This is a genomic window from Pyxidicoccus sp. M15, assembly GCF_056858435.1.
This window is the reverse complement of the sequence record NZ_CM166495.1, coordinates 7,889,964-7,912,078: the sequence shown is the minus strand read 5'-3', so window position 1 is coordinate 7,912,078 and position 22,115 is coordinate 7,889,964. Positions and strand designations below refer to the sequence as shown.

Annotated in this window: 19 protein-coding genes; 8 read left to right on the top strand and 11 right to left on the bottom strand. The window is 70.0% G+C overall.

The features are described from left to right. The first annotated feature begins 28 nt into the window (after positions 1-28). On the top strand, positions 29-220 hold the full coding sequence (locus ACX9TP_RS29125) for a hypothetical protein (protein ID WP_482973900.1): 192 nt from the start codon (positions 29-31) through the stop codon (positions 218-220). On the opposite strand, the gene ACX9TP_RS29120 is transcribed toward ACX9TP_RS29125, so the two are convergent. Together ACX9TP_RS29120 and ACX9TP_RS29115 are read right to left on the bottom strand one after the other, a co-directional pair. Further along, complete coding sequence (locus ACX9TP_RS29120) at positions 172-2,331, bottom strand: protein kinase domain-containing protein (RefSeq protein WP_482973899.1); 2,160 nt, start codon at positions 2,329-2,331, stop codon at positions 172-174. The two genes, ACX9TP_RS29125 and ACX9TP_RS29120, sit on opposite strands and share 49 nt — an antisense overlap. Positions 2,332-2,400: 69 nt before the next feature. Then, positions 2,401-3,747 (bottom strand): trypsin-like peptidase domain-containing protein, encoded by a 1,347-nt coding sequence (locus ACX9TP_RS29115; protein WP_482973898.1) that lies wholly within the window; start codon positions 3,745-3,747, stop codon positions 2,401-2,403. 249 nt (positions 3,748-3,996) lie between these two features. Here ACX9TP_RS29115 and ACX9TP_RS29110 point away from each other — a divergent pair, with 249 nt between their 5' ends. Then, positions 3,997-5,010: an ATP-binding response regulator gene (locus ACX9TP_RS29110; protein ID WP_482973897.1), complete on the top strand. Its 1,014-nt coding sequence runs from the start codon at positions 3,997-3,999 to the stop codon at positions 5,008-5,010. Between the two features lie 9 nt (positions 5,011-5,019). Here ACX9TP_RS29110 and ACX9TP_RS29105 read toward each other — a convergent pair whose 3' ends face one another. From ACX9TP_RS29105 to ACX9TP_RS29090, 4 genes are read right to left on the bottom strand one after another with little or no spacing between them, the layout of a single operon-like run. Next, positions 5,020-6,057 (bottom strand): agmatinase family protein, encoded by a 1,038-nt coding sequence (locus tag ACX9TP_RS29105; protein ID WP_482973896.1) that lies wholly within the window; start codon positions 6,055-6,057, stop codon positions 5,020-5,022. A 47-nt stretch (positions 6,058-6,104) separates the two neighbouring features. Beyond that, positions 6,105-7,745 carry a DUF4215 domain-containing protein gene (locus tag ACX9TP_RS29100; protein WP_482973895.1) on the bottom strand — a complete coding sequence of 547 codons (1,641 nt, stop codon included), beginning with the start codon at positions 7,743-7,745 and terminating at the stop codon, positions 6,105-6,107. Between the two features lie 10 nt (positions 7,746-7,755). Continuing rightward, a complete protein-coding gene (locus ACX9TP_RS29095; protein ID WP_482973894.1) occupies positions 7,756-8,772 on the bottom strand; it encodes a hypothetical protein in 1,017 nt (338 codons plus the stop codon). A gap of 7 nt (positions 8,773-8,779) precedes the next feature. After that, positions 8,780-11,611 carry a serine/threonine-protein kinase gene (locus ACX9TP_RS29090; RefSeq protein ID WP_482973893.1) on the bottom strand — a complete coding sequence of 944 codons (2,832 nt, stop codon included), beginning with the start codon at positions 11,609-11,611 and terminating at the stop codon, positions 8,780-8,782. Positions 11,612-12,022: 411 nt separating this feature from the next. On the opposite strand from ACX9TP_RS29090, the gene ACX9TP_RS29085 reads away from it, so the two are divergent. Next, positions 12,023-12,208, top strand: coding sequence for a hypothetical protein (locus tag ACX9TP_RS29085; protein ID WP_482973892.1), 186 nt, complete (start codon positions 12,023-12,025; stop codon positions 12,206-12,208). 9 nt (positions 12,209-12,217) lie between these two features. On the opposite strand, the gene ACX9TP_RS29080 is transcribed toward ACX9TP_RS29085, so the two are convergent. Continuing rightward, positions 12,218-13,207 carry an NAD(P)H-quinone oxidoreductase gene (locus ACX9TP_RS29080; RefSeq protein WP_482973891.1) on the bottom strand — a complete coding sequence of 330 codons (990 nt, stop codon included), beginning with the start codon at positions 13,205-13,207 and terminating at the stop codon, positions 12,218-12,220. An 88-nt stretch (positions 13,208-13,295) separates the two neighbouring features. Between ACX9TP_RS29080 and ACX9TP_RS29075 the strand changes: the two genes are divergently transcribed. From ACX9TP_RS29075 to ACX9TP_RS29065, 3 genes are read left to right on the top strand one after another with little or no spacing between them, the layout of a single operon-like run. Then, complete coding sequence (locus ACX9TP_RS29075; protein ID WP_482973890.1) at positions 13,296-13,505, top strand: DNA gyrase inhibitor YacG; 210 nt, start codon at positions 13,296-13,298, stop codon at positions 13,503-13,505. Then, the gene (locus ACX9TP_RS29070) at positions 13,502-14,233 is read left to right on the top strand and encodes a tyrosine-protein phosphatase (RefSeq protein ID WP_482973889.1); all 732 of its coding nucleotides are present in this window, start codon (positions 13,502-13,504) and stop codon (positions 14,231-14,233) included. Before ACX9TP_RS29075 ends, ACX9TP_RS29070 begins: the two co-directional genes overlap by 4 nt. A 17-nt stretch (positions 14,234-14,250) precedes the next feature. Further along, complete coding sequence (locus ACX9TP_RS29065) at positions 14,251-15,315, top strand: lysylphosphatidylglycerol synthase transmembrane domain-containing protein (RefSeq protein WP_482973888.1); 1,065 nt, start codon at positions 14,251-14,253, stop codon at positions 15,313-15,315. A gap of 73 nt (positions 15,316-15,388) precedes the next feature. Here ACX9TP_RS29065 and ACX9TP_RS29060 read toward each other — a convergent pair whose 3' ends face one another. The 3 genes from ACX9TP_RS29060 to ACX9TP_RS29050 form a co-directional block, all read right to left on the bottom strand. After that, positions 15,389-15,856: a hypothetical protein gene (locus ACX9TP_RS29060; protein WP_482973887.1), complete on the bottom strand. Its 468-nt coding sequence runs from the start codon at positions 15,854-15,856 to the stop codon at positions 15,389-15,391. 85 nt (positions 15,857-15,941) lie between these two features. Beyond that, a complete protein-coding gene (locus ACX9TP_RS29055) occupies positions 15,942-16,112 on the bottom strand; it encodes a hypothetical protein (RefSeq protein WP_482973886.1) in 171 nt (56 codons plus the stop codon). Further along, a complete protein-coding gene (locus ACX9TP_RS29050; RefSeq protein ID WP_482973885.1) occupies positions 16,109-16,366 on the bottom strand; it encodes a ribbon-helix-helix domain-containing protein in 258 nt (85 codons plus the stop codon). Before ACX9TP_RS29050 ends, ACX9TP_RS29055 begins: the two co-directional genes overlap by 4 nt. Positions 16,367-16,535: 169 nt before the next feature. Here ACX9TP_RS29050 and ACX9TP_RS29045 point away from each other — a divergent pair, with 169 nt between their 5' ends. Both ACX9TP_RS29045 and ACX9TP_RS29040 read left to right on the top strand, forming a co-directional pair. Then, positions 16,536-18,755, top strand: a complete 2,220-nt coding sequence (locus ACX9TP_RS29045) for a TonB-dependent receptor plug domain-containing protein (protein ID WP_482973884.1) — start codon at positions 16,536-16,538, stop codon at positions 18,753-18,755. Further along, positions 18,755-19,135 carry a hypothetical protein gene (locus ACX9TP_RS29040; protein WP_482973883.1) on the top strand — a complete coding sequence of 127 codons (381 nt, stop codon included), beginning with the start codon at positions 18,755-18,757 and terminating at the stop codon, positions 19,133-19,135. Before ACX9TP_RS29045 ends, ACX9TP_RS29040 begins: the two co-directional genes overlap by 1 nt. Positions 19,136-19,205: 70 nt before the next feature. On the opposite strand, the gene ACX9TP_RS29035 is transcribed toward ACX9TP_RS29040, so the two are convergent. Next, positions 19,206-22,091, bottom strand: a complete 2,886-nt coding sequence (locus tag ACX9TP_RS29035; RefSeq protein ID WP_482973882.1) for a YncE family protein — start codon at positions 22,089-22,091, stop codon at positions 19,206-19,208. Positions 22,092-22,115 lie beyond the last annotated feature (24 nt).

Below are 22,115 nucleotides of genomic sequence, written 5' to 3'. Positions count from 1 at the left end.
CTACGGCCTGCGCACGGACCCGCAGCGGTTGCAGCAGGTGCTCAAGAACCTGCTCTCCAACGCCTTCAAGTTCACCGACACCGGCCGCGTGGAGCTGCACGTCAGGCCGGTGGAGGACTGCGGAGCTGACCCCGCGCCGTGTGTCACGGCGCGGGGCTCCGTGGAGGCCCACTACTCCTCGGGGGGCGCCTCGAAGTCCACGTCGAAGGCGACGCGCTGACCGGGCTCCACCTTGAACGTCCGCTGCCAGCGCGAGTTATTCACGACGACGAGGAGCTGGTGCGTGCCCTCGTAGAGGTCCAGTTCCTCCACGGGAGCGGCGCCCACGAGGCGCCCGTCGACGGTGACGATGGCTCCCTTCGGTGCGCGCACGGTGGCGAAGCCCTTGTTGAGGAAGAACTGCTGCCCGCTGCGCCCGCCCGCCGGCACGGTGATGATGCGTGTCACCTGGATGCCGAGCACCGGGTTGCTGAGCGTCAGCACATGCCGGCCCGCGGGCACGGACGCGGAGAGCGGCGTGCGCCCCAGGTACTGGCCCGGGATGGACGCTTCCACGCGCGGCTCGACGGTGAGGTCCAGCATGCCCATCGGGATGCCCGCGTCCACGACGGCCACCTTGGTCACCGCTCCCGCGTCAGCGAGGGCCTCCAACGGCGTCACGGAGGCGGCACCCGCGTCGACCTCCGCCTCGATGTTGGCGGGCAGCCGCTTGAGCACGACCGCCGCCGCGCCGAGCGTCAGCACCAGGCCGACGGCCACCAGGCCCACCCAGGCCCGAGAAGGCTTCGCCGCCGTAGCAGCGGCCGCAACGGGAACAGGAGACGCGGAGGGGCTGCCCGCCGGCAGTCCGCCCGCCGCGGGCGCCGCGCTCGAAGTGGCCGGAGCCACCGTTGCATTCGCGCCCGTCGTACCGGAAGAGGCCGCGGCACTCCCCGAGACTTGTGCATGAGAGCCACTGGCCGGTCCTTGCGCGGACGCGGCGCTCCCGGACAGCTGCGCATGAGCGCCACTGGCGGGGCCCTGCGCGGACGTCGAGGCAGGAGCCACCTGCGCATGGGCGCCGCTGGCCGGGCCCTGTGCGGCAACCGCACCGCCCGGGACCTGGGCATGAGAGCCACTGGCCGGGCCCTGCGCGGACGTCGACGCAGGAGCCACCTGCGCATGAGCGCCACTGGCCGGCCCCTGCGCTTCAGAAGCCACCTGCGCGTTGGAGCCCGTCGACGGACCCGAGGCCGCGGCCTCCGTGGAAGCACCGGCCTCCGAGCCCGTGCTGCTCAGATTCACCGGCCCCGAAACAGAGAGCTGCCCCGGCAGCGCCGGCCACTTCGCGGGCAGCACTCCCGGAGCCAGCGTCCCGCGAGCAAGGAACTCCGCCACCGCCGGAGGCGACACGCCCGCCTTCTGCATCACGTCCGCGATGCCGGCCTCAATCACCCTGCGCCGGGCCGCCCGCGCCTCGTGCTCGGGCGGGAAGTACTTCGCCATGAACTCCGCGAACTGCGCATGCGTGGGCAGCGTGCCCACCGCCTCCACCAGCGCCTCGCGGAACGCGAGCGCCGAGGGGTACCTGTCGTACGCGCGCTTCGTCGTGGCCTTGCGCACCACCGCGTCAATCTTCAGCGGCACGTCCTGCGGCAGCGGCGGCAGCGAGCGGTTCAGCACCGCCTTGTCCGGGTCCGCCGTTTCCTTGAACGGCATCTTCCCCGACAGGCTCTCGTGCAGCACGAGCCCCAGCAGGAACACGTCCGACTGCACGTTGACGGCCTCGCGGCCACCGAGCAGCTGCTCCGGGGCGCTGTACTTGCGCCGGTTCTTCACGCGCTTGCCGTCGCGCTCGCGCGGGGCCACGCCGAGCGCGCCGTAGCCCGTCACCTTCGTCACGCCGCCGAAGGAGATCATCAGCGTCTCCGGGCGGATGTCGCCGTGCACCAGCGGCGTGCCGTCGTCATTGCCGGCGACGTGCGCGTAGTGCAGGCCCATGGCCGCGTCCGCGACGACGAGCGCGGCGAACTGCGGCGGCAGGCGGGGGTGGGCTTCCAGCAGGCGGCGCAGGGGCTCGCCGTCGGCGAACTCGGTGACGCGCGCCACGCCGCCGTCCTGCACGGCCAGGCCGTGGACGCGGAGGATGTTGGGGTGCTCGAAGACGAGCGCGCGTGACGTCTCACGCGTCAGCCGCGCCGTCATCTCCGGGTTCTGGGCAATCTCCTGCGGCGCCCAGATGAGCACCACGGAGCGGGGAGGCGCGCCGTCCTCAAGGGCAAGTCCGAGGAAGGCACGCGAGCCTTCCCCGGCCAGCAGGGGACCGAGGGACTGGTAACGGACGGAACTCATACCCCCCATGGTAGTGCGAGACGCGCTGGTCCAGAAATCCCGGACGACCCACCCCGTGTCCGAAACGCCCTAGAGGCTCTGGCCCTGCTGCTCGAAGGGCAGCGTGATGTGGTACCCGTACCGGCCCCGGCGCACGAGCAGCAACACGCTCCGTCCGCGTCGCGCCGTCAGCAGCGCCTCCCGGAACGCATCCGCCGTGGGCACCGGCTGGTTGTTCACCCGCAGGATGATGTCTCCCGGCTCCAGCCCCACGTCGGCCGCGCCCGAGCCCTGCCGCACGCCGGCCACCGCCAGCACCCCCTTCACCTCCTTCACTCTCAGTCCCAGCCGCTCCCACGCCAGCCCCTCGACCATGCGAGCGGGGAACTCCGACGGCGTCACCTGGAGGGTGCGCATGCCGCCTTCCCGGAAGAGGACCATGGGGAAGGGCGAGCGGGCAGGGTAGCCGCGCACGCGGGTGTCGAAGTCCTCGGCGTCCTGGATGCGCGAGCCGCCCAATTCCGCCACCACGTCCCCGCGCTTCACGCCGGCCTGGGCCGCGGGGCTGCCGGGCTCCACGGACGTCACCAGCGCCCCGTAGGCGCGGTCCCACCCGAGCTGCCGGGCCACGCGCGGCGGCAGGTCCGCCGCGTCGACGCCCACCCACGCCGGGCGCACCTTCCCGAAGCGCGTCAGCTCCTCCACGATGCGCCGCACCTTGTCCGCGGGAATCGCGAAGCCGATGCCCTGCGCGCCGCCGCCGAAGATGGCGGTGTTGATGCCGATGATTTCCCCGTCCACGTTGAGCAGCGGGCCGCCCGAGTTGCCGGGGTTGATGGCCGCATCCGTCTGGACGAAGTCGTTGTAGACGCGCCCGTCCGCGCGGAACGTGCGCCCCACCGCGGACACCACGCCGGCCGTCACCGTCTTGCTCAGGCCGAAGGGGCTGCCAATGGCCACCACCGTCTCGCCAATCATCAGGTCCGAGCTGGTGCCCAGCTTCGCGGTGGGCAGCGGCTCGCGCGCATTCACCTTCAGCACGGCCAGGTCATTGGCCGCGTCGCTGCCGATGACCTCCGCGTCGAACGAGCGCCCGTCCGCCAGCACCACGTGGATGGCGGACGCGCCGCGGATGACGTGGTCGTTGGTGACGATGGTGCCGGACGCGTCGATGATGGCGCCGCTGCCCAGGCCCTCGATTTTCTGCCGCTCCTGCTCGCCGCCGCCCATGCCGCCGAAGAACTCCTCCAGCGGGGAGCGCCGGCCGCGGAAGCGCGACTCCACCTCCTGCTCGGTGCCGATGTAGACGACGGCCGGGGAGACCTTCTGCACCACCTCGACGATGGCGTCCCGGCGCCGGGCCAGGTCCGCGCGCGCGCTCCCCGAGGCCAGCAGGGCCACCCACAGCAGGCTCCACCTCATGACTCCAGGCTTCATTCCAACCCTCCGTGCACCACCAGGGAGTGTCCGGGGCAGGACAGCCCGACTGTCGGGAAGACCGCAGCCCATCCCCGCGTCTCTGGTGGCGATGCTCCGCTCTTCATAAACCAGTCCGCCCATCCGTGAACGATTGCATCTCCAGGATGCACGCGCTGGCCCCGGTGTCGCAGCACCGTCGGGGGAGGCCGTTATCCTGGCAGCGCGCCGTCGAGTCGAGGCGCGCTGTAGCCGAGGGAGTGGAAGAGCATGAGTCTCGTCCTGGTCGCGGACGATGAGCCGGCGGTACTGGAAGTCCTCAGCCAGGTGGTGGAGGACCTGGGCCACGACGTGCTGACGGCCCGGGACGGCGAGGAGGCGCTCGGATTGGCGAGGGCCCGCCGGCCGCAGCTCGTGGTGACGGACCACATGATGCCGCGCCTGAGCGGCGTGGAGCTGTGCCGCCGCATGAAGCAGGAGGCGCAGCTCAAGGACGTGCCCATCATCCTCCTGAGCGCGGTGCTGCCGCAGGGCGCGCCGGAGGCCTCGGCCTTCCTCCACAAGCCCTTCGAAATCACCGACTTCGAGTCGGTCATCCGCCAGTCGCTCGCCGCCGCGCCGCGTCCGGAGCCCGTGGACGTGGGCTCACCGGTGGAGGTGCTGGGGCAGTGGGTGGCGCAGACGCTCCAGGGCCCGCTGGACGCGGCCCGCGCGCAGCTCAAGCAGCTGGAGGCGGTGCCCGCGGTGGACCGCGCGGCGCTGGCGTCCCTGGACGCGCAGCTCCAGTCCATGGAGACGCTGGGGAGAGACCTGAAGGACGTGGCGCGGCTGGCGGCGGGCGGACTGACGCTCCAGTCGGTGGACGCGGACCTGGCGCAGCACCTGCGAGGCGCGGTGGCCACGTGGCGGGCGCACACGCCGGTGACGCTGGTGGCGCCGTCGGAGCCGGTGTCCATGCGGTTCGACCCGGAGCGCATCCGCCAGGTGTTCGACGTGCTGCTGGCCAACGCCGTGAAGCAGGACGGCGGCCGGGGCGAGGTGACGGTGGAGATGCAGGCGTCGCGCTCGCTGGTGACGGTGCAGGTGAAGGACCGGGGGCCCGGCTTCCTGGAGGAGGAGGTACCCCGCCTCTTCGCGCCCTTCCAGACGGGGCCCGCGGGAGCGACGGGCCTGGGGCTCTACGTGGCGTCGGAGCTGGCGCGGCTGCACGGCGGCGCGCTGTCCGCCGTGTCGCGCCCCGGGCATGGCTCCACGTTCAGCCTGCTGTTGCCGCGGGGCGAATGACGCGGGCCCTCAGGCCTTCTGCGACTTCAGCATCCAGCCAATCATCTTGTAGAGCAGGCGGGCGCCGACGTTGCCGTCCCACTCGCCGCCCTCGGGGTCCGGAGACACCTCCATCAGGTCGAAGCCGACGATGGTGCGGCCGGAGCGGACGACGCCGGAGATGAGCGCCACCGTCTCGGGGAAGGACAGGCCGCCGGGCACGGGGGTGCCAGTGTGCGGGCAGAGCACCGGGTCCATGCCGTCGATGTCGAACGACAGGTAGACCTGCTGCGGGAGGAGGGCGACCATCTCATCCACCTGCCGGTTCCAGGGGATGCCGTCGAAGCGCTTGTGCTGGAGGGTGGCGTCGAAGAAGCCGTGGACGCGGCCCTTGGAGTCCTCGATGTAGCGGTACTCCTCCTGGCTCATGTCGCGCAGGCCCACCTGGACGAGCGTCTTCACGCCGGGGATGCGCTCCATGACGTTGTACATGATGGACGCGTGGGACCAGGTGAAGCCCTCGTAGGCCACGCGCAGGTCGGCGTGTGCGTCGAGGTGGAGCACGCCGATTCCGGGATACTTCTCCGCGTGCGCGCGGATGATGCCGTAGGAGCACGAGTGGTCCCCGCCCACCGCGCCCACGCGCTTGCCCTGGTCCAGCCAGTGCTTCGCGGTGCGGTAGACGTGCTCGTTCATCTGGTCACAGAGCGCGTTGACGTCGTTGGCGGCCTTGAGCAGCTCGGCCTCGCCGGAGTGGATGCCGCCGGCCTCGATGACGACCTGGGCGCGCTCCTTGGCGCGGGTGTTCCAGTCGCGCAGCTCCTGGGGCTCGTCGAGCATGGCGATGCCGCGCTCGTAGGGGCGGCCCGTTTCCACGTCGAAGAGGTCCACCTGGCGGCTGGCGTCGAGCACGGCGGCGGGGCCCTCGGAGGTGCCGCCGCCGTAGCTGGTGGTGGCCTCGAAGGGCACGGGGATGAGGACGACGTGGGCCTCGTCGGGCGAGTGCGGGAGGCCGAAGACGCCGGAGTCCGGCTGTGCGGCGGCGCTGGGGTCGAAGTGGGTAGCCATGGCCGCGCAGGATAAGGGGACGGGGCGGGGGCGCAACGGTCTTCAGCTCACCGTGGCTTGGGCCTGCACTCCGACCTCTCCGTGCCCTGCACGGCCAGGCACAACAGATCTTCCGCGCAGTCGTTGTCGAGCTTGCAGCCTGTGCCCACCGGGCAGTCACGGCCGGTGCCCTCGTCCATGCCTTTCACCACGAAGTCGATATTCTTGACGGACTCGACGATGGGTCGATTCGCGAAAGCACCCTCCGAGTCAGCCTTGAGCTCTACGCTGTTGTCGTTCAGCGTGGCTTTTAATTCGAGGTCAGAATTGTTGATGGCCTGGGCGATGTCAGTGGCAACCCTGTACGGGTCGTCGCTGTTGCTGTTGATCTTTATCCGTATGCGATTGGGTGGGACATTGTCCGTTGAGCTGAACTCGAAAAACCTGCGCGTTATTCCGTCACTGACGGCAAGAATCTCGCCATCTTTGATGTGTTTCCCAGGTATTGGAGTGATGACTCCCGTCGCATATTTCATGCCTGGGGCGCGCGAACAGGTGGCATCACACGTTCCACACGCGAGGGAGTTGCCGTCATCGCAGGCCTCCCCGCCTTTGACGTTGATATACCCATCCCCACATCGGGCCACCTGGCATGAGCTGAGGCAGTTGTCTTCATTGATGTCATTGCGATCGTCACACTGCTCTTTGAGTTTTTGATTTACGATGCCATCTCCGCACCGTGGGTGTGTGCAGTTGATGTTGCAGATTTCAGACTCTCCTCCGGTATCGCAATCCTCCTTGCGCCGGCCCTGGGTGTTCACTGTCCCGTCACCGCAGAACGCGAGCTTGCACGTGTTCCGGCAATCATCGTCGTCGACCTCGTTGCCGTCGTCACAGTCCTCACCAAGGTCCAAGAAGCCATTTCTACATGCGACGTTGATGGCGCAGTCATGCGGGCACCCGTCATTGTCGTCGTTGTTGCCGTCATCGCACCGCTCTCCTCGCGCCTCGTCGACGATGGAGTTGCCGCAGCTTTCATTGGACTTGCAGTTGTCGCTGCACCCGTCGCCCGAGCGGGCATTGCCATCGTCGCAGACCTCGCCGAGCACCGCGTCGACAACGGAGTTGCCGCAGCGCTCATTGGACTTGCAGTCTGCGCTGCACCCGTCGCCCGAGCGGGCATTGCCATCGTCGCAGACCTCCCTGAGCGCCGCGTCGACAATGGAGTTGCCGCAGCTTTCATTGGACTTGCAGTCGGCGCTGCACCCGTCGTCCGAGCGGGTGTTGCCGTCGTCGCAGACCTCGCCCAGCGCAACGTCGACAAGGGAGTTTCCGCACTTCTCATTGGACTTGCAGTCGGCGCTGCACCCGTCTCCATCCTCGGTGTTGCCGTCATCGCAGAACTCGTCTGCGGTGAAGTCACGGACATTGTTGCCACAGCCCTCGTTGGACGCGCACGTCCGGCTACAGCCATCGCCATCAATGATGTTTCCGTCGTCACATGCCTCACCATCCTGGATGATGCCGTCGCCACAGTTGCCCTGAATGCACACGGCCTGCCGGGCGGCGCATTTCTGGCCGGAGGGACAGACCAGCCCCTCCGGGCAAAGGGCGCTCTCAGGTTCCATGCATGACAGAAGGGACAGGCAGCAGATCGCGAGCGTGAGGATGCTTCCCACCCGCGCGGTGAACAGGGACTTTCGGCTCATGGGGATCTCCTCAGAAACGGAACGCGCCCAGCGCACCGGCAGTACCGGTGCCGATGAGCGGCGTGACGACCACTTCCTGTCCTACGTCTCGCGGCGATCGGAAGTGCGGCTGGGACCGGTTGAAGTAGAGCATCACCACACCGGTGGTCAGAGCCGCCCCGCCAACGGCATACGCGGCCACGGCCGCCTTCTGCATGCCGGAGCCCTGGCTGTGTAGCCGCATGAGCCCGGCTTCGGCGATGCAGCCGCCGCATTGGTTGACGCCCGCGTCGAAGGCGGTGAACCGCTCTCGTGCCTGCAGATGGAGGAGTCCGCCACCCGCGGCCACGGCCAGGCCCGACCCCATCACCGTCCACGGAACCCAGGTCGACCACCGTCGCCGGTACTCGGTGAGCTCGGCCGCGGTGTACACCTTGAGGGCGAACTGCTCCCGCTTGCCCGGCATGAGCGTCGGCGTCTTCTCGGTGGTCAGGTACCCCTTCTTGAGGGCAACGAGGCTGTGCATGCCGGGGCGCACCAGCCCCTGGAACCGGCCGGGCGCGACGAACAGCAGCTGGCCATCCATCATCACCGTGGTGTCGGCCTGCTCGCAGGAGACATCCAGCCAGGTGAGCTGCTGTTCGAGGAGCTTCTTGTAGTCGAGCGCATGCTCGAACCTGTTCAAGTCCAGGGGCTCCGGCCCATGCCGCATCGCCGCCACCAGGTGCTCGTGGACTTCGACGGGCTGGTCCAGGTTCATCAGCGCCAGCGCCAGGTTGTAGTGGATGGCCGGGTGGTTCCAGAGCTGGAGCGCCTGCCGGTACTGCCGGCTGGCCTCGACGAAGAACGACTCCTTCAGCTGCTCGTTGCCTTCCTGGAACAGGGTCTGCGCGGCCTGCTGCTCCCGGGCAGCGACTCCCAGCGCCCAGGGCCGGTTCTCCCCGGTGGCGAGCACGGTCGGCGCCTGCTGCGCGAGCGCGGAGGTTGCCCACAGCGCCATCCACGCCATCGCCACGCCGGGCAGGACAGAATGCTTCGTTCCTCTCATGGGAGCCTCACTTCAAGAGTTCGATGAACCGACTGCCAAGCGCGGCTTCGATGCGGCGGGCCCGCTCCTGCTCACGGCGCAACAGGAGCTCGGCTTCTTCCCGGGCCTCCCTTGCCGCGGCGGCGCTGTTCTCCGCGCGCACCTTCGCGAACCGGGCCCGCAGCTGTGCCCGCTGGGCCCTCTTCAATGCGGAGCGCAGTGCATCGTTCTTCTGAAAGAGCTCGAGGTTCGTGAGCTCGACCTGGGCATTGGCTGTCTCGGCCTGGTGCTGGGCCTGCCTGCGCTCCAGTTCCTTGGCCTGGACCTCCGCCAGGCGCTGCTTCGCTTCGGCTTCGGCACCTCGTGCCATGGCCTCGGCGGTGCGCGCCGCGGATTCGGCGCGCAGGGCCAGGCGGGCCTGGCGTTCGGCCTCGCGCCGCGCGTTGCCGATGACGACCAGGGCCACCGCCGCCGAAACGACCAGCAGCAGGAGAAGGGCCGTCGTCCCCCCGAGCACCGCGCGCCGAAGCCTCGCCGCCCGCGCCGAGCCCGCGAAGACCGCGTCGAGGAAGGCCTGCTGGAGCTGTGGCAGCTCTCCCCGGTAGCGCCGCTGGAAGCGCCGCGCTTCATCCACCATCTCCCCGCGCCAGAGCAGGCCGCTGTCGCGGCTCTTGGCCTCCCATTGACGTGCGGCATTGCGGAGCTGCTCCAGGAAGGCCGCGTGCTCCTGCCCCTCCTCGAGCCAGCGGAGGAGGGTGGGCCAGCCAAGGATGAGGGACTCGTGCACCAGCTCCACCGAAGCGCCGCTGGAGCCGCCTCCCGTCTGGATGACCAGCAGTCGCGCCTGCACGAGGTGGTCGACCAGGCGCTGCACGTCCTCGCCATCCCGGGACAGCTCGCGCAGCTCCTCCAGGGAGACGATGGCGCGCGTGCGCTCCGGGGTGACGAGGCGGAGGAACACGGCCCGCGCCAGCAGGTGCTCCTGGGAAGACAGCCCGGCGAGGACACCGTCGGCATGGGTGGCGAGCGCGCCGGTGATGCCTCCGAGCTTCTGATACGCGCTCTCGGTGAGCAGCCGGTGGGGCGTGTCCCGGGCTTCCCAGAGCCGGGTGGCGGCGAACTGCAGCAGGGGCAGCGCGCCCGGCGCGGACTCCAGGTGCCCGAGCATCTGGTCGACCATGGCCGGAGTCTCGAAGCGGTACCCGGCCAGCTCCGCCGGCTGCACGAGCGCGTCACGAAGCCCCTCGCGCTGGGGGCTGCCGAGGAAGAAGAGGCCCTGTCCCAGCTCGGCCATGAAGCGCTCGTCCTCGGAGGCGCGGTCGAGGAAGTCCGAGCGGAGGGAGAGGACGACGCGGATGGGGGAGGTGGCATCGTCCGCGATGCCGGAGAGGCAGGCGGTGAAGGCCCGGCGCTCGCTGGCGTCGGGCACCAGGGTGTACAGCTCCTCGAACTGGTCGACGAAGAGGAGGATGCGCCGGCGCTCGCGACGGGCCCGGCTGCGCAGCACCGCGCCGACGTAGCCGGGCTGCTCTCGCAGGTGGTCGGTGAGCTGCTGCTGCTTGCGGATGTCCTCCTCCACGGAGGGAGAGGAGGTGACGAAGGGCGCCACCAGGCTGGCCAGGGCCGCCAGGGGATGGCGGCCGGGGCGGATGATGAAGGACTCCCAGGGCACGCCGGAGCGCTTGAGGACGGGCATCAGGCCGGCGCGGATGAACGAGGACTTGCCCGCGCCCGAGGGGCCGACGACGGCCAGCAGCGGCCGGTCCTGGATGCGGTGGACCAGCGCGGCGGTCTCCCGGGAGCGGCCGAAGAAGCGGTTCGCGTCCGCCTCCTGGAAGGAGCTGAGGCCCGCGTAGGGGTTCTCGTCGAGGCGGAGCTCCCGGGTGTAGCGCCCGGGCAGGAAGGGCTCCAGGGCGCGCAGCAGCGAAACGGCGTCCGGGAAGCGCTCCTCCTTGTGTTTGAGCAGGCAGCGGTCCACCACGGCGGCCAGCTCCACGGGCATGTCCGGCGCCACGTCGCGCAGGCGCGGCATGGGCTCGTCGAGCACCCCGGTGACCATGAGCTGCGGTCCGGAGAGAGGCTCCAGCGGATGCCGGCCCGCGAGCATGCGGAACAGCATGATGCCCACCGCCCAGATGTCCGTCCGGTGGTCGATGGCGACGCCATTGCCCCACTGCTCCGGAGACATGTACGGCAGCGTGCCGAGCAGGGCGCCCTGGCGGGTGAGGTTGCCGGCGTCCTCGCGTGAGCCGCTGGCCGGGCCCGAGTGGAGCTCCGCGAGGAGCGCCCTGGGCGAGGTCTCCCCGTGGGCCTCGTCGGTCTGGAGCACCTTGGCGATACCGAAGTCCAGCACCTTGATGGTGCCCGAGTCGGTGACGAGGATGTTCTCGGGCTTGAGGTCCCGGTGGACGATCTTCTGCGCGTGCGCGCAGGCCAGGGCGCGCACCACGGGGACCATCAATTCCACGGCCCGCGCCGGTGGCAGGCGGAGGCCCCCCTTGATGAGCCTGTTGAGGGGCTGGCCCTGGAGGAACTCCAGCACCATGTATGGGCTTGCTCCGAGCTCGCCGACCTCGTGGATGATGACGATGTTCTCGTGGCTGCACTGCGCGGTGGCGCGCGCCTCGATGAGGAACCGGCGGGTGAACTGCGGATCCTGCGTGTGCAGGAGCTTGATGGCCACGCGGCGGCCGAGCCGCGTGTCACGCGCGAGGAAGACGGTGCCCATGCCGCCCATGCCGAGCTGGCGGATGAGCTCGTAGTGATGGATGCGCGTGCCGGGCCCGAGCTGAGCGGGGTCCGTCAGGGGCTTGCTGGGCGCAGGAGTGCCGCGAGGGGCCATGGCCTCGTTCGTATTCATAGCGGGTGGGTCCCCTTCGGAGCGCACGACGCCTGGAAGGGTTTGAGGGTTGTCGGCGCCTCGGTGAGGGGAGGCCAAGGCCGGAGGTCATGGGGCTGCGGGGATGACCTGGGAGCTGCTACGCCTCATGATGGCAACGCTTGCTTCCTTGCCTAACTGAACGCAGGGGTGGGGCAGTGTTGCCTGCGTGGCCTCACGAGCCCGCGGCGCTGCCGGAAATCGGGGGTGAACGTCTACGTAAAGACCCTTCCAACCGAGCAATGACAGCCATGGGTGCTCGCCCATGAGCAGACATTTCGTCGCCCTGGAGGGGGCGTAGTCTCACGCGCGTCGCATGCCCACTCCTGGGGTCTTTCCATCATCCGTCGAGGGGGTCACATGCGTGGTGTCGACAATGCCGTAAAGGCTGCTTTGAACTCAGTGAACTCGTACAGCGACGCCGAGACCCAGCTCCTGAATGCTGCATCAACGGAGGAGCGCCCCAGGCTCGAGGCGCAGTTGAAGCTGCAGAAGCAGGCGGAGGTGACCGCGTTCGTCTCCAACATGCTCAAGAAGCTGCACGAGATGTCGATGTCCGTCATCAACAACATCAAGTAGGCCCGGCGCTCACTCCCACCGCACCACGAGCTTGCCTACGGAGTCGTTGCGCTCCATGCGCTCCAACCCCTGGCGCAGCTCCGCCATGGGCAGCACCGCATCCACCACCGGCTTCAGCGCGCCGGTGCGGAACAGGGGCAGCAGGTGGCGCTCCGCGCTCTGCGTCAGCGCCATCTTCTCCTCCAGCGGACGGCTGCGCAGCACGGTGCCGGTGACGCGCAGCCGCTTCATCAGCATCATCCCCAGGTTCACCTCGGTGCTGATTCCCGCCACCAGGCCGACGAGCATCATCCGCCCGCGCGGCGCCAGCGCGCTCATCGACTCCGTCAGGTAGTCGCCCCCCACCAGGTCCAGGCACAGGTCCGCGCCCCGGCCGCCCGTCTCCGCGCGCACTGCGTCCGCGAAGCTCGGCGGTGAGGACTGGCACAGCACCGTGCGCGCCACGCCCCACTCGGAGGCCCGCGCCAGCTTGGCCGCGCTGCGCCCCGTGCCCACCACGCGCGCGCCCGAGGCCCGGCACAAGAGCGCCGCCGCCGAGCCCACGCCGCTGGCCACCGCGTGAATCAGCACCGTTTCCCCGGGCTTCATTTCCCCCTGGAGCACCAGCGCGTCGTACGCCGTCAGGTACGCCTCCGGCAGCGCCGCCGCGTCCGCGAAGTCCATGCCCTCCGGCATGGGCAGCGCCTCGCGCTCGTGCGTGATGAGCGACTCCGCCCACGCGCCGCCGCCCACCAGTCCCATCACCCGGTCGCCGACCTTGAAGCGCCGCGTGCGCGGGCCCACGGCCGTCACCTCGCCCGCGTACTCCAGGCCCGGCACGTCCGGCGGCACGTCCGGCGGCGCGGCGTAGAGGCCGCGAATCTGCAAGAGGTCCGCCCGGTTCAGCGCGGAGGCGCGCACGCGCACGCGCAGCTCGCCGGGGCCCGGCTCGGGCTCGGGGCGCTCCTCCAGGGCAAGCACTTCGGGACCACCGGGCTCGGTGATGCGCTGGACCTTCATGGCGGGGACCTCCTCGGGAGCTGGAGGCCGGGCACGAAACATCCTGGCCCGCGCGAGCGTCAACGCTTATCTAGTGAACACGCCCATCATGCCCGCCTCGAAGTGTGCCATCTGCCAGAAGCCCGTTCCTCCCCGCGCGGAGAACGCCTCCTTCCCCTTCTGCTCCCGCCGCTGCCGCGCCGTGGACCTCGGCCGCTGGCTGGGCGAGGAGTACCGCGTGCCCGACCGCCAGGCGGATGAGCAGGAGGACGAGCTGCCCTCCGCCCACCATCCCGACCGGCAGGGCGGAGACGCGTGAGCGGCTTCGTCGACCTGCACTGCCACCTGCTGCCCGGGGTGGATGACGGCGCCCGCTCCCTCGAGGATGCACTGGAGATGGCGCGCGCCCTGGTCGACCTCGGCTTCTCCACCGTCGCCCCCAGCCCCCACGCCCGTCCCGAGTACGCCCCCGTCGACGTGGTGCACGCGAAGCGCGCGGAGCTGGCCGCCGCCCTGGAGCGCGAGCGCATCCCCCTGACGCTGGGGCGCAACGCGGAGAACGTGCTCGACGACGCCTTCCTGCGCGGCCTGGGCACACCGTCCGCTCGCACGCTGGGCCCCGGGCGCTACGCACTGGTGGAATTGCCCTACACCGCCCCCGTGCCGGCCCTCCCGGACATCCTCTTCCGCATCCGGACCAAGGGCGTGGTGCCGCTGCTGGCGCACCCGGAGCGCTGCCTGGAGTTCGAGCGCAAGGGCCGCGCGGCGGAGGCCGTCCGGGCGGGGGCGCTGCTCCAGCTCGACGTGGGGGCCCTCACCGGCCGCTATGGCCCCAATCCGAAGAAGCTCGCCCGCGCCTTCCTGGATGAAGGCCTCTACGCGGTGGCCGCCACGGACCTGCACGCCCCGGTGGGGGCCCGGGACTGGGTGGGGCGCTCGCTGGCGGAGCTGAAGAGCAGGGCAGGGGAGCAGGCCTTCGGCCGCCTCATGCGCGACAACCCGTCCCGGCTGCTCGCGGGAGAGTCGCTGGAGTCCGACCCGGACTGACGGTATACCCGGCCGCCGTGAAACGCGCCGTCAAGCTGCTGGCCAGTCTGCTGGTCACCTTCCTCTTCATGTGGTGGGCCTTCCGGGACACGGACTGGGCCACCCAGGTTGCCAGCCTCAAGGCGGCCAACTACGCGTGGGTGGTGCCGTACTTCGGCTGCCTCCTCGTCATCCACCTGTTCCGCACGCTGCGGTGGGGGTGCCTGCTGTCGGGCCTGGAGAAGGTGCCCTTCCGCAAGCTCAACGAGGCCTCCGGCATCGGCTTCATGATGCTGCTGGTGCTGCCCTTCCGCCTGGGCGAGTTCGCCCGGCCCTTCCTCATCGCCCAGCGCAGCTCCATCCGCCGCAGCGCCGCCATGACGTCCGTGGTGCTGGAGCGAATCGTGGATGGCCTCTTCGTCGCGGCGATGATGCGCGCGCTGCTCTTCTTCGTCCCCACCGACACGCCCGAGGTCCGCTACGTCAAGTGGGGCTCCTGGTTGCTGTTCGGCGTGTTCGGCGGAGGGCTCGCGTTCCTCCTCTTCGGCCTCTGGCAGCAGGAGCGCACGGTGCGCCTGGTGCGCGCCACGGTGGGGCGCTTCGCCCCCGGCGTGGCCCATAAAGTCGCGGACATCGTCGACACCTTCGTCGGCGCCATGCGGCAGTTGCCCAACGGCAGGCAGATAGCGCTCTTCTTCCTCTACACGGCGCTGTACTGGGGGGTGAATGGGTTCGGCATGGCCATGCTCGCCAACGCCTTCGACTGCTCGGGTGCGGCGGTGGGCACGGTCTGCCAGCCGATGAGCCTGTCCTTCTTCCAGGCCTACGTCGTGCTCGGCGTGCTGGTGGTGGGGCTGATGATTCCCGCGGCGCCGGGGATGATGGGCACCTTCCAGGCCGCCACCAAGGTGGGCCTCGGCCTCTTCCTGCCGGCGGCGGTGGTGAACGCCAGCGGGCTCGCCTACGCCAACGTCATGTGGCTGTGCCAGACGGTGCAGCAGGTGGCGCTGGGCCTCATCCTGCTCTCCGTCGGCCACATGTCCTTCAAGGACATCGCCGGCAAGCTGGACAAGGAAGGCGAGGCCACGGCGCCCTCCGCCTGAGGGCTCCCTCAAACGCCACGGGGCCGCGGCGAGAGCTCGCGCGCGGCCCCGGGACTGTCGAAGCGGAGGGTGACTACGGCGCCGGCGTGGTGGCCTGCTCGGACTTCTCGGGCGCCGCTTCCTTGCCCGTCACCATGCCCTTCACCTTCTTCACGGCGGAGGCCGGGTCGATGTTGCCCTTGTAGGTGCCGAAGGGCGTTTCGATTTCCTGCTCGCGCTTCTCCTTGGACGCGTAGCCCTCGGGCGCGCAGAGCGCCCTCGAGGTGTCGCGCACGGAGACGATGGGCGTGTCCACCGCGGTGGTGTCCTCGGAGGTGGCCTTGGAGACCAGCTTGTCCTCGCGCATGAGCACGCAGCGGTCCTCGCCGTAGTACCAGGCGGTGGACTGGTCGGGGAACTCCTGCGCGCGCGAGGGGCCCGTGCCCATCGCCTCCACGACCTGCTGGGACGACATGCCAGGGTAGAGCTTGTCGAAGCCACCCGAGGTCGCACAGCCGGCGGCGGCGAAGGCCAGGGCGGCCGTCAGGAAGGAAAGACGCATGGGGTGTGGGGACTCCTGTGAAAAGGGAGCCCCCAGCGTACCCTGTCTCGCGGACCGGTCTCCAGGGAGGGGCCGGCCGCGGGGCTCACAGCTCCTGGTCGAGCCAGCGGACGATGGCGTCGCGGATGGAGGCTGGCCGCTCGGAGGCCAGGCGGGTGCGCGGCGTGCGCACGGCGTCCGAGTCGCGCACGAGCGCGGCGGGGGCGGGCTCGCGGGTGCGCGGCGACGAGCGGGGCGCGAGGGCGACGGCGCTCATGACTGGCCTTCCTCCTTGGCGGTGCCGCGGCCGTACTTGCCGAGCAGGTCATCCACCGCCTCGCGGAGGTACTCGCTCTGGTGGATGCGGGTGCGCCGGGCCAGCTCGCGGAGCTTCTGGACCTGCTCCTCCGGAACCAGGACGTGGGTGGAGACGATGTCGGCCTCGGGGCCGCGCGCGTCGACTTGCGCCTCGGCGGCCGCCGGCGACGATGGAGCCTCGGGGCTCAGGGGGCTGGCGCTTCCATCCTGCATCGGACTTCCTCCGGGCGTGGCTGCTACAGGCCGCTACCGACCTGTCCGCGGCATTAGGCGGGCGGTCCGGACTTCCGTCAAAAAAAGCGTCGGAGGGCGGACAGGGCGCGGGAGCGACAGCGGCCTCTTTCCTCGTGAGGAACCGCTGTAGGAGACTCTCGCCTCCTCCATGCATCTTCGTTCCTTCGTCCTGATGGCGTGCTGTGCCCTGTCCGGCGCGCCCCTTGCCTCGGCCCTCGCACAACAGTCCCCCGCGGCGGAGCCGCTCCCCGGCACCCCTCCCGCGCAGGAGGGGGCCTTGGAGCCGGAGGCGGGCGTGGAGCCCGTGATTCCCCGGACGGTGGTGACGGCCACGCGGAGTCCCCAGTCGACGGACAGCCAGCCGCGCGCCATGTCGGTGGTGACGCGCGAGGATTTGTCGCACCGGCCCGCGCGCACCACGCCCGAGGCGCTCTTCGAGGCGGAGGGCGTCTTCCTCCAGAAGACGAACCACGGCGGCGGCGCGCCCATCATCCGCGGCCTGTACGGGCAGCACGTGTTGCTGCTGGTGGACGGCGTGCGGCTGAACAACGGCACGGTGCGCTCGGGGCCCAACCAGTACCTCAACACGGTGGACCCGTTCCTCGTGGAGCAATTGGAGGTGGTGCGAGGGCCGGGCTCGGTGCTGTACGGCTCGGACGCGCTGGGCGGCGTCGTCAACGTGCGCACCTTCTGGCCGCGCTTCGCGTCGGAGGCCGAGCCCATTGGCGCCGTGCGAGCGATGGCGGGCAGCGCGGACACGAGCCTCCAGGGACACGTGCGCGCGGGCGTGTCGCTCCAGGACACGGCGGTGGCCGGTGCCTTCTCGCTGCGCGACTTCAACGACTTGCGCGGCGGAGACCGCGTGGGTGTGCAGCGCTACACGGGCTACCAGGAGGGGGATGCGGCGCTGAAGGTGCGCCAGCGCCTGCGGCCGGGGCTCCAGCTGTACCTCCAGTACCAGGGCGTGCGGCAGTCGGACGCGCCGAGGTTGGACCGCTCGGTGCCGGGAGACTTCCGGCGCTTCAGCGACCAGGTGCGCGACTTCGGGCACGCGCGGCTGGAGCAGACGGGTACGGGCTGGCTGCGGCGCGGCGCGGTGGAAGTCAGCGTGACGCGGCAGGGAGAGCAGGTGGACCGCTTCCGCGTGTCGCGCGACAGGCTGGAGCGGGACGACGTGAAGGTGTGGACGGTGGGCGTGCGCGCGGAGGGCGAGGCGCCGCCGGTGTCCGCGCTGCCCGGCACACCGGTGCCCCTCTTCGGCGTGGAGGTCTTCCACGACAAGGCATCGAGCTCCTTCGGACGCAGCGCGCTGTCCGGGCCCGAGCTGGACTTCTCGCCCCGGCCGGAGGACGCGCGCTACCCGGGGACGCCCACCGCGCTGGCGGCCGGAGTCTTCGGCCTGCTGTCGAGCGATGTGGCGCGGCCGTTCTCGTACCACGCGGGCCTGCGGGCGCAGCTGCACAGCGTGTCGCTGCCCGAGGACGGGCGGCTCGCGGCGCTGTTCCCCGACGCGAGCGTGCCGCTGCCGGTGCTGCCCGCCACCACGCAGCGCGCGATGGGCCTGGCCGGTGAGCTGGGCGTGCGGCAGCGGGTGGCGGAGGGCGTCTCGGTGCTGCTCAACCTGGGCTCCGGGTTCCGGGCGCCGAACATCGACGACTACCTGCGGCTGGGCGCGGAGGGCCCGGGCTACCTCGTTCCTGGAAGGGATTTGCACCCCGAGCAGTCCTATACGGCAGAGGTGGGCACGCGCGTGGACCGGGGGCCGGTGGGCGCGCAGGTCTTCTATGCATTCACGGTGGTGGACGGGCTGGTGGGCAATGTCCCGACGCTGCTGGACGGGCAGGAGCTCAACCCGGACGGGTTGCCGTACCTCACGCGGCAGAACCGCGAGCGGGCGGTCATCCACGCGCTGGAGGCGGCGGTGTCCGTGAAGGTGCTGCCGTCGGTGACGCTGGCGACGCACGCCACGTACACGCACACGCAGCAGAAGCGCAGGGACCTCACGGCGGAGGGCGAGCCGCTCATCCTCGAGCCGCTGTCCCGCACACCGCCGCTCAACGGGCTGGTGCGTGCGACGTGGGAGCCGGGGAAGGTGTTCTTCCTGGAGGGGTCCGCGCGCTGGGCGCTGGCGCAGGATGCCTTCTCCGCGGCGGACCTGCTGGACATCCGCACCTGCGCGGAGGTGCCGGACTGCGCGCGCACGCCGGGCTTCATCGTCTTCAGCGCGAGGGCGGGGGCGAAGCTGGGCAGGCACCTGTCGGCGGCGCTCACCCTGCAGAACCTGTTCGATGCGACGTACCGCACCCATGGCTCCGGCGTGGATGAGCCGGGCCGTTCCGCGGTGCTCGCCCTGGAGGCCTCGCTGTGATGCGCCGGATGGTGATGTCGTGGCTGTGTGTGGGGGCGTTGAACCTGGGGTGTGCCCAGGGGCTGGGAGATGCGTGTGACGCGCGGACGGCGTGCCCGGAGGACCTGGTGTGCAGCTTCCCCAGCGGGGACGACGGCCCGGCGCCCCGAGGCATCTGTGACTACCCGCTGCGCGGCGAAGGCGAGGAGTGCACGGTGGCGGCGGAGTGCGAGGAGGCACTGACGTGCTCCAGCCACTTCACCCCGGGGGACCGGTACGGGACGTGCGTGAAGCCGCGCGCGGACGGTGAGGTGTGCTTCACGGACAGGGACTGCGAGAGCGGCACCTGCGCCGGGGCTTCGGGCTCCGCGCTGGACGGGGTCTGCGCGGCGGAGGACTGAAGACAAACCCCGCCCCCGGAAAGCAGCCGGGGACGGGGCAGGGTGCTCAGAGGGATGTGGCGCGTGCCGGCTACCGGCCGTCGAGCCTGCCGTCCAGGTTCCGGTCGATGGCGATGCGCATACCGGAGCCTGGCGGAACGGCGGTGAACGTCACCTCCTGGCCCGCCGTGTTCGCCAGCGCGCGCAGGGCCGTGGTGGTGAGGTTCGCGGCGCCGTCGTCCGGCTTCCACGTCCCCGTGGCGCGGTCATACAGGAAGCCCTTCACCCGGCCGGCCACCGCCACCTTCGCGACCAGGTCGGCCTCGTACGTCGAGCCGCCGAGGATCTTCGACGCGAACGGCGCCCGGGCGCGGGCAATCAGCAGGTCGATGCGCGCACCGACGGCGGAGGCGTTGGTGTTCGTGAGGGTGATCTGCTGGCCGACGATGGGCGCCAGGTCGGTATCGGCCGCCAGCATGAAGTCCTCCACGTTGCGGCGCTGGGTGTCGCTCTGGAAGCCCACCAGCGGTCCACCGATGCTGGTGTTGGTGAACACGACGGCGCTGAAGAAGCGGAACAGCGTGTCCACCGCGCCGTCGTTCGTGAAGCCGAAGCCGCGAATCTGGTCTCCCATCTGCCCCGACTCGGGGTGCGTGAAGAAGCTGTTGTCCGGGAAGCCGAACATGCCGACCTTCGTGTACATGTTCCGCACGTGGGGAATCTTCACGATCTGGGTGATGCCCTCGAAGCTCGCCTTGCCGTCCGTGCCGAAGAAGCCCTGCGCCCCGTCGATGGTATGGCAGCCGTTGCAGTTGAAGCCGTTGTCGGCGCCAATCGCGATGCCATCCACGCGGCGGCTGCCGAAGTAGAAGTCCTTGCCGGCCTGCTGTGAGGCGGTGAGCGAGTTGTCCAGCCGGCGGACGGGGCTCGGCGGCAGCTGCACCTGGAGCTGGAAGGCGGTGAACTTGTCCATCTCCGCCTCGGTCGGCATGGATGCGCGGCCCAGCAGCCCCTCGAAGGCCACGATGAAGTTCTTGAACGACAGCTCCTCGTCGTACGCGTCGGCGCCGAAGAAGCCGTTCGCGCGGTCCCCACGCCAGTGCATGGCGCCCTGGTGCGTCATCCCGCGAAGGGTCTGCGTCGTCATGGGGCCCTTCATCGGGTGGAAGGAGTTCTGGTCGCCGGTGCCGTTGACATCCGAGCCCGGGTGACCGGTGAACGCGCGGAACAGGCCAATCTCGAGGCTGCTCGCGAGCCGCTTCTCGATGGGGTTGGACGTCACGACGTCATCCGGGTTGCCCAGGTCCCAAGCGAGCTCGTCCTTGTCGCCGAAGATGTGGCAGCTGGCGCAGGACGACTCACCGTTGGCCGACGAGAAGGTGGCGTCGTAGAGGAACGGGCGGCCCTGCACGACGGAGGCGGGCTCCGGGTTGTACAGCGGCGCCGAGGCCACCTGTCCCCGGGTGGCGAGGTCGATGACCTTCACCGCGTTGTCGAAGCGGGTCATCACGTAGAGGCGGTTGCGCGCCTCGTCCAGCACGAGGCCGCTGGGGCCGCCGCCGCTGACGGGGATGTAGTTGGCGCTCGCGGTGCGCGGGTCGAAGGTGTTGCTCTCCAGCGCGGCCGTGTCGAAGACGCCGACCTTGCTGGAGCTGAACGCGGCCACGTACAGCTTCGTGCCGTCCGAGGAGACGACCATCTCCGTCGGCGTGGAGAGGCTGTGGTTCCTCGCGGTGGGGTCGAAGCCGGGCTTCCCGGCCAGCTTCGAGTAGTCGATGTGCTTGTTGAGGTGGCGCGGGGAGACGGCGCCACCGGAGATGACGGTGATGCGCATCTTCGCGAGGTTGCCCTGCACCGTGCTGCCACCGAACTCACCCGGGCCCTCGAAGCGGACCAGGTTGTTGGCGTCGCTGTTGGACGCATAGATGGCGCCCGACCTCGGGTTGGTGGCGAGGTTGAAGATGGTGGTGCCCACGCCCGTGTAGAAGGCCGTCTCCGTCAGACGGTCCGCGTCGATGGCGAAGACGTCCTTGTCCGGCAGCCGCAGGCGCACGCTGTTGTTGAAGTTGCGGCCAAGCGTGTCCTGCCACTGCCCGGCGGAGGCGTTCCACTTGACGATGAGGCCGGTCTCCGGCGCCTTCTTGCCCTCGATGTTCGTGGACGGTCCGGGCAGGCCGCCCGGGACGAGGTTGTTCCCCCAGGGGAAGGTGTCGGGGAAGACGAGACAGAAGCCCGACTCGTTGAAGCCGTCGCAGACGCCTTCCAGGTTGACGGTGGTCGTCTGGTTGCCGGACTGGGCGATGGCCGCGTAGACGGTCTTCTTGTCCGGGCTGACGGCCAGGCCGCGCGGCGTGTCGCCGAAGAGCGTGACGATGCGCAGGGGCGTGCCGCCGAGCGTCGTCCCCAGGGCGGCGGGGTTGAAGACCCAGACGTCCGCGCGGCCCACACTGGCCGTGGTGAGCTTCGGGTCTCCCGCGCCGGGGACGCTGGCGATGGACGCGTCCGTGCGGTGCTGGCCGCGGTGCGCGGTGGTGATGAACGCGTAGCCGTTGGTGCCGGCGAAGACGATGTCGCGCGGCTCATCGCCTACGAGCAGGGTGCGCACCACGCGAGGTGTGCCGCTCAGGCTCACCACGCTGATGCTGTCCGAGAGGTGGTTGACCACCCAGACCTCCGTGTTGCTGCGCACGGCGACGGAGACGGGCTCCAGGCCCACCGGCACCTCGGCGGTGAGCGTGAGCCCGGCGCTGCTCACCGAGAAGACCTCCAGACGGTTGTCCGGCGTGTTGACGGCGAACAGCTTCGTCCCGTCCGGAGAGAGGGCCATCGGGCGGACGTGCGCGCTGTCGAACTCGATGAACGAGGGCGATTGGGCGGCGGCGGTGAAGGCCGTCAACAACGACACCGCGACGCACAATGAAACAGCGCGAGCGCGCCAGCGGCTCCTGCTCGCGCCCACTTGCTGGGTACCCACCATATGGACCTCCTCGGGACGGGGAAG

Bases quoted from the DNA above. Each gene is read 5' to 3' on its own strand.
- ACX9TP_RS29105 (WP_482973896.1), bottom strand. From the start codon at position 6,057: ATGGCTACCCACTTCGACCCCAGCGCCGCCGCACAGCCGGACTCCGGC.
- ACX9TP_RS29050 (WP_482973885.1), bottom strand. From the start codon at position 16,366: ATGCAGGATGGAAGCGCCAGCCCCCTGAGCCCCGAGGCTCCATCGTCG.
- ACX9TP_RS29055 (WP_482973886.1), bottom strand. From the start codon at position 16,112: ATGAGCGCCGTCGCCCTCGCGCCCCGCTCGTCGCCGCGCACCCGCGAG.
- ACX9TP_RS29035 (WP_482973882.1), bottom strand. From the start codon at position 22,091: ATGGTGGGTACCCAGCAAGTGGGCGCGAGCAGGAGCCGCTGGCGCGCT.
- ACX9TP_RS29090 (WP_482973893.1), bottom strand. From the start codon at position 11,611: ATGAATACGAACGAGGCCATGGCCCCTCGCGGCACTCCTGCGCCCAGC.
- ACX9TP_RS29110 (WP_482973897.1), top strand. From the start codon at position 3,997: ATGAGTCTCGTCCTGGTCGCGGACGATGAGCCGGCGGTACTGGAAGTC.
- ACX9TP_RS29040 (WP_482973883.1), top strand. From the start codon at position 18,755: ATGCGCCGGATGGTGATGTCGTGGCTGTGTGTGGGGGCGTTGAACCTG.
- ACX9TP_RS29120 (WP_482973899.1), bottom strand. From the start codon at position 2,331: ATGAGTTCCGTCCGTTACCAGTCCCTCGGTCCCCTGCTGGCCGGGGAA.
- ACX9TP_RS29075 (WP_482973890.1), top strand. From the start codon at position 13,296: ATGCCCGCCTCGAAGTGTGCCATCTGCCAGAAGCCCGTTCCTCCCCGC.
- ACX9TP_RS29100 (WP_482973895.1), bottom strand. From the start codon at position 7,745: ATGAGCCGAAAGTCCCTGTTCACCGCGCGGGTGGGAAGCATCCTCACG.
- ACX9TP_RS29115 (WP_482973898.1), bottom strand. From the start codon at position 3,747: ATGAAGCCTGGAGTCATGAGGTGGAGCCTGCTGTGGGTGGCCCTGCTG.
- ACX9TP_RS29045 (WP_482973884.1), top strand. From the start codon at position 16,536: ATGCATCTTCGTTCCTTCGTCCTGATGGCGTGCTGTGCCCTGTCCGGC.
- ACX9TP_RS29095 (WP_482973894.1), bottom strand. From the start codon at position 8,772: ATGAGAGGAACGAAGCATTCTGTCCTGCCCGGCGTGGCGATGGCGTGG.
- ACX9TP_RS29080 (WP_482973891.1), bottom strand. From the start codon at position 13,207: ATGAAGGTCCAGCGCATCACCGAGCCCGGTGGTCCCGAAGTGCTTGCC.
- ACX9TP_RS29060 (WP_482973887.1), bottom strand. From the start codon at position 15,856: ATGCGTCTTTCCTTCCTGACGGCCGCCCTGGCCTTCGCCGCCGCCGGC.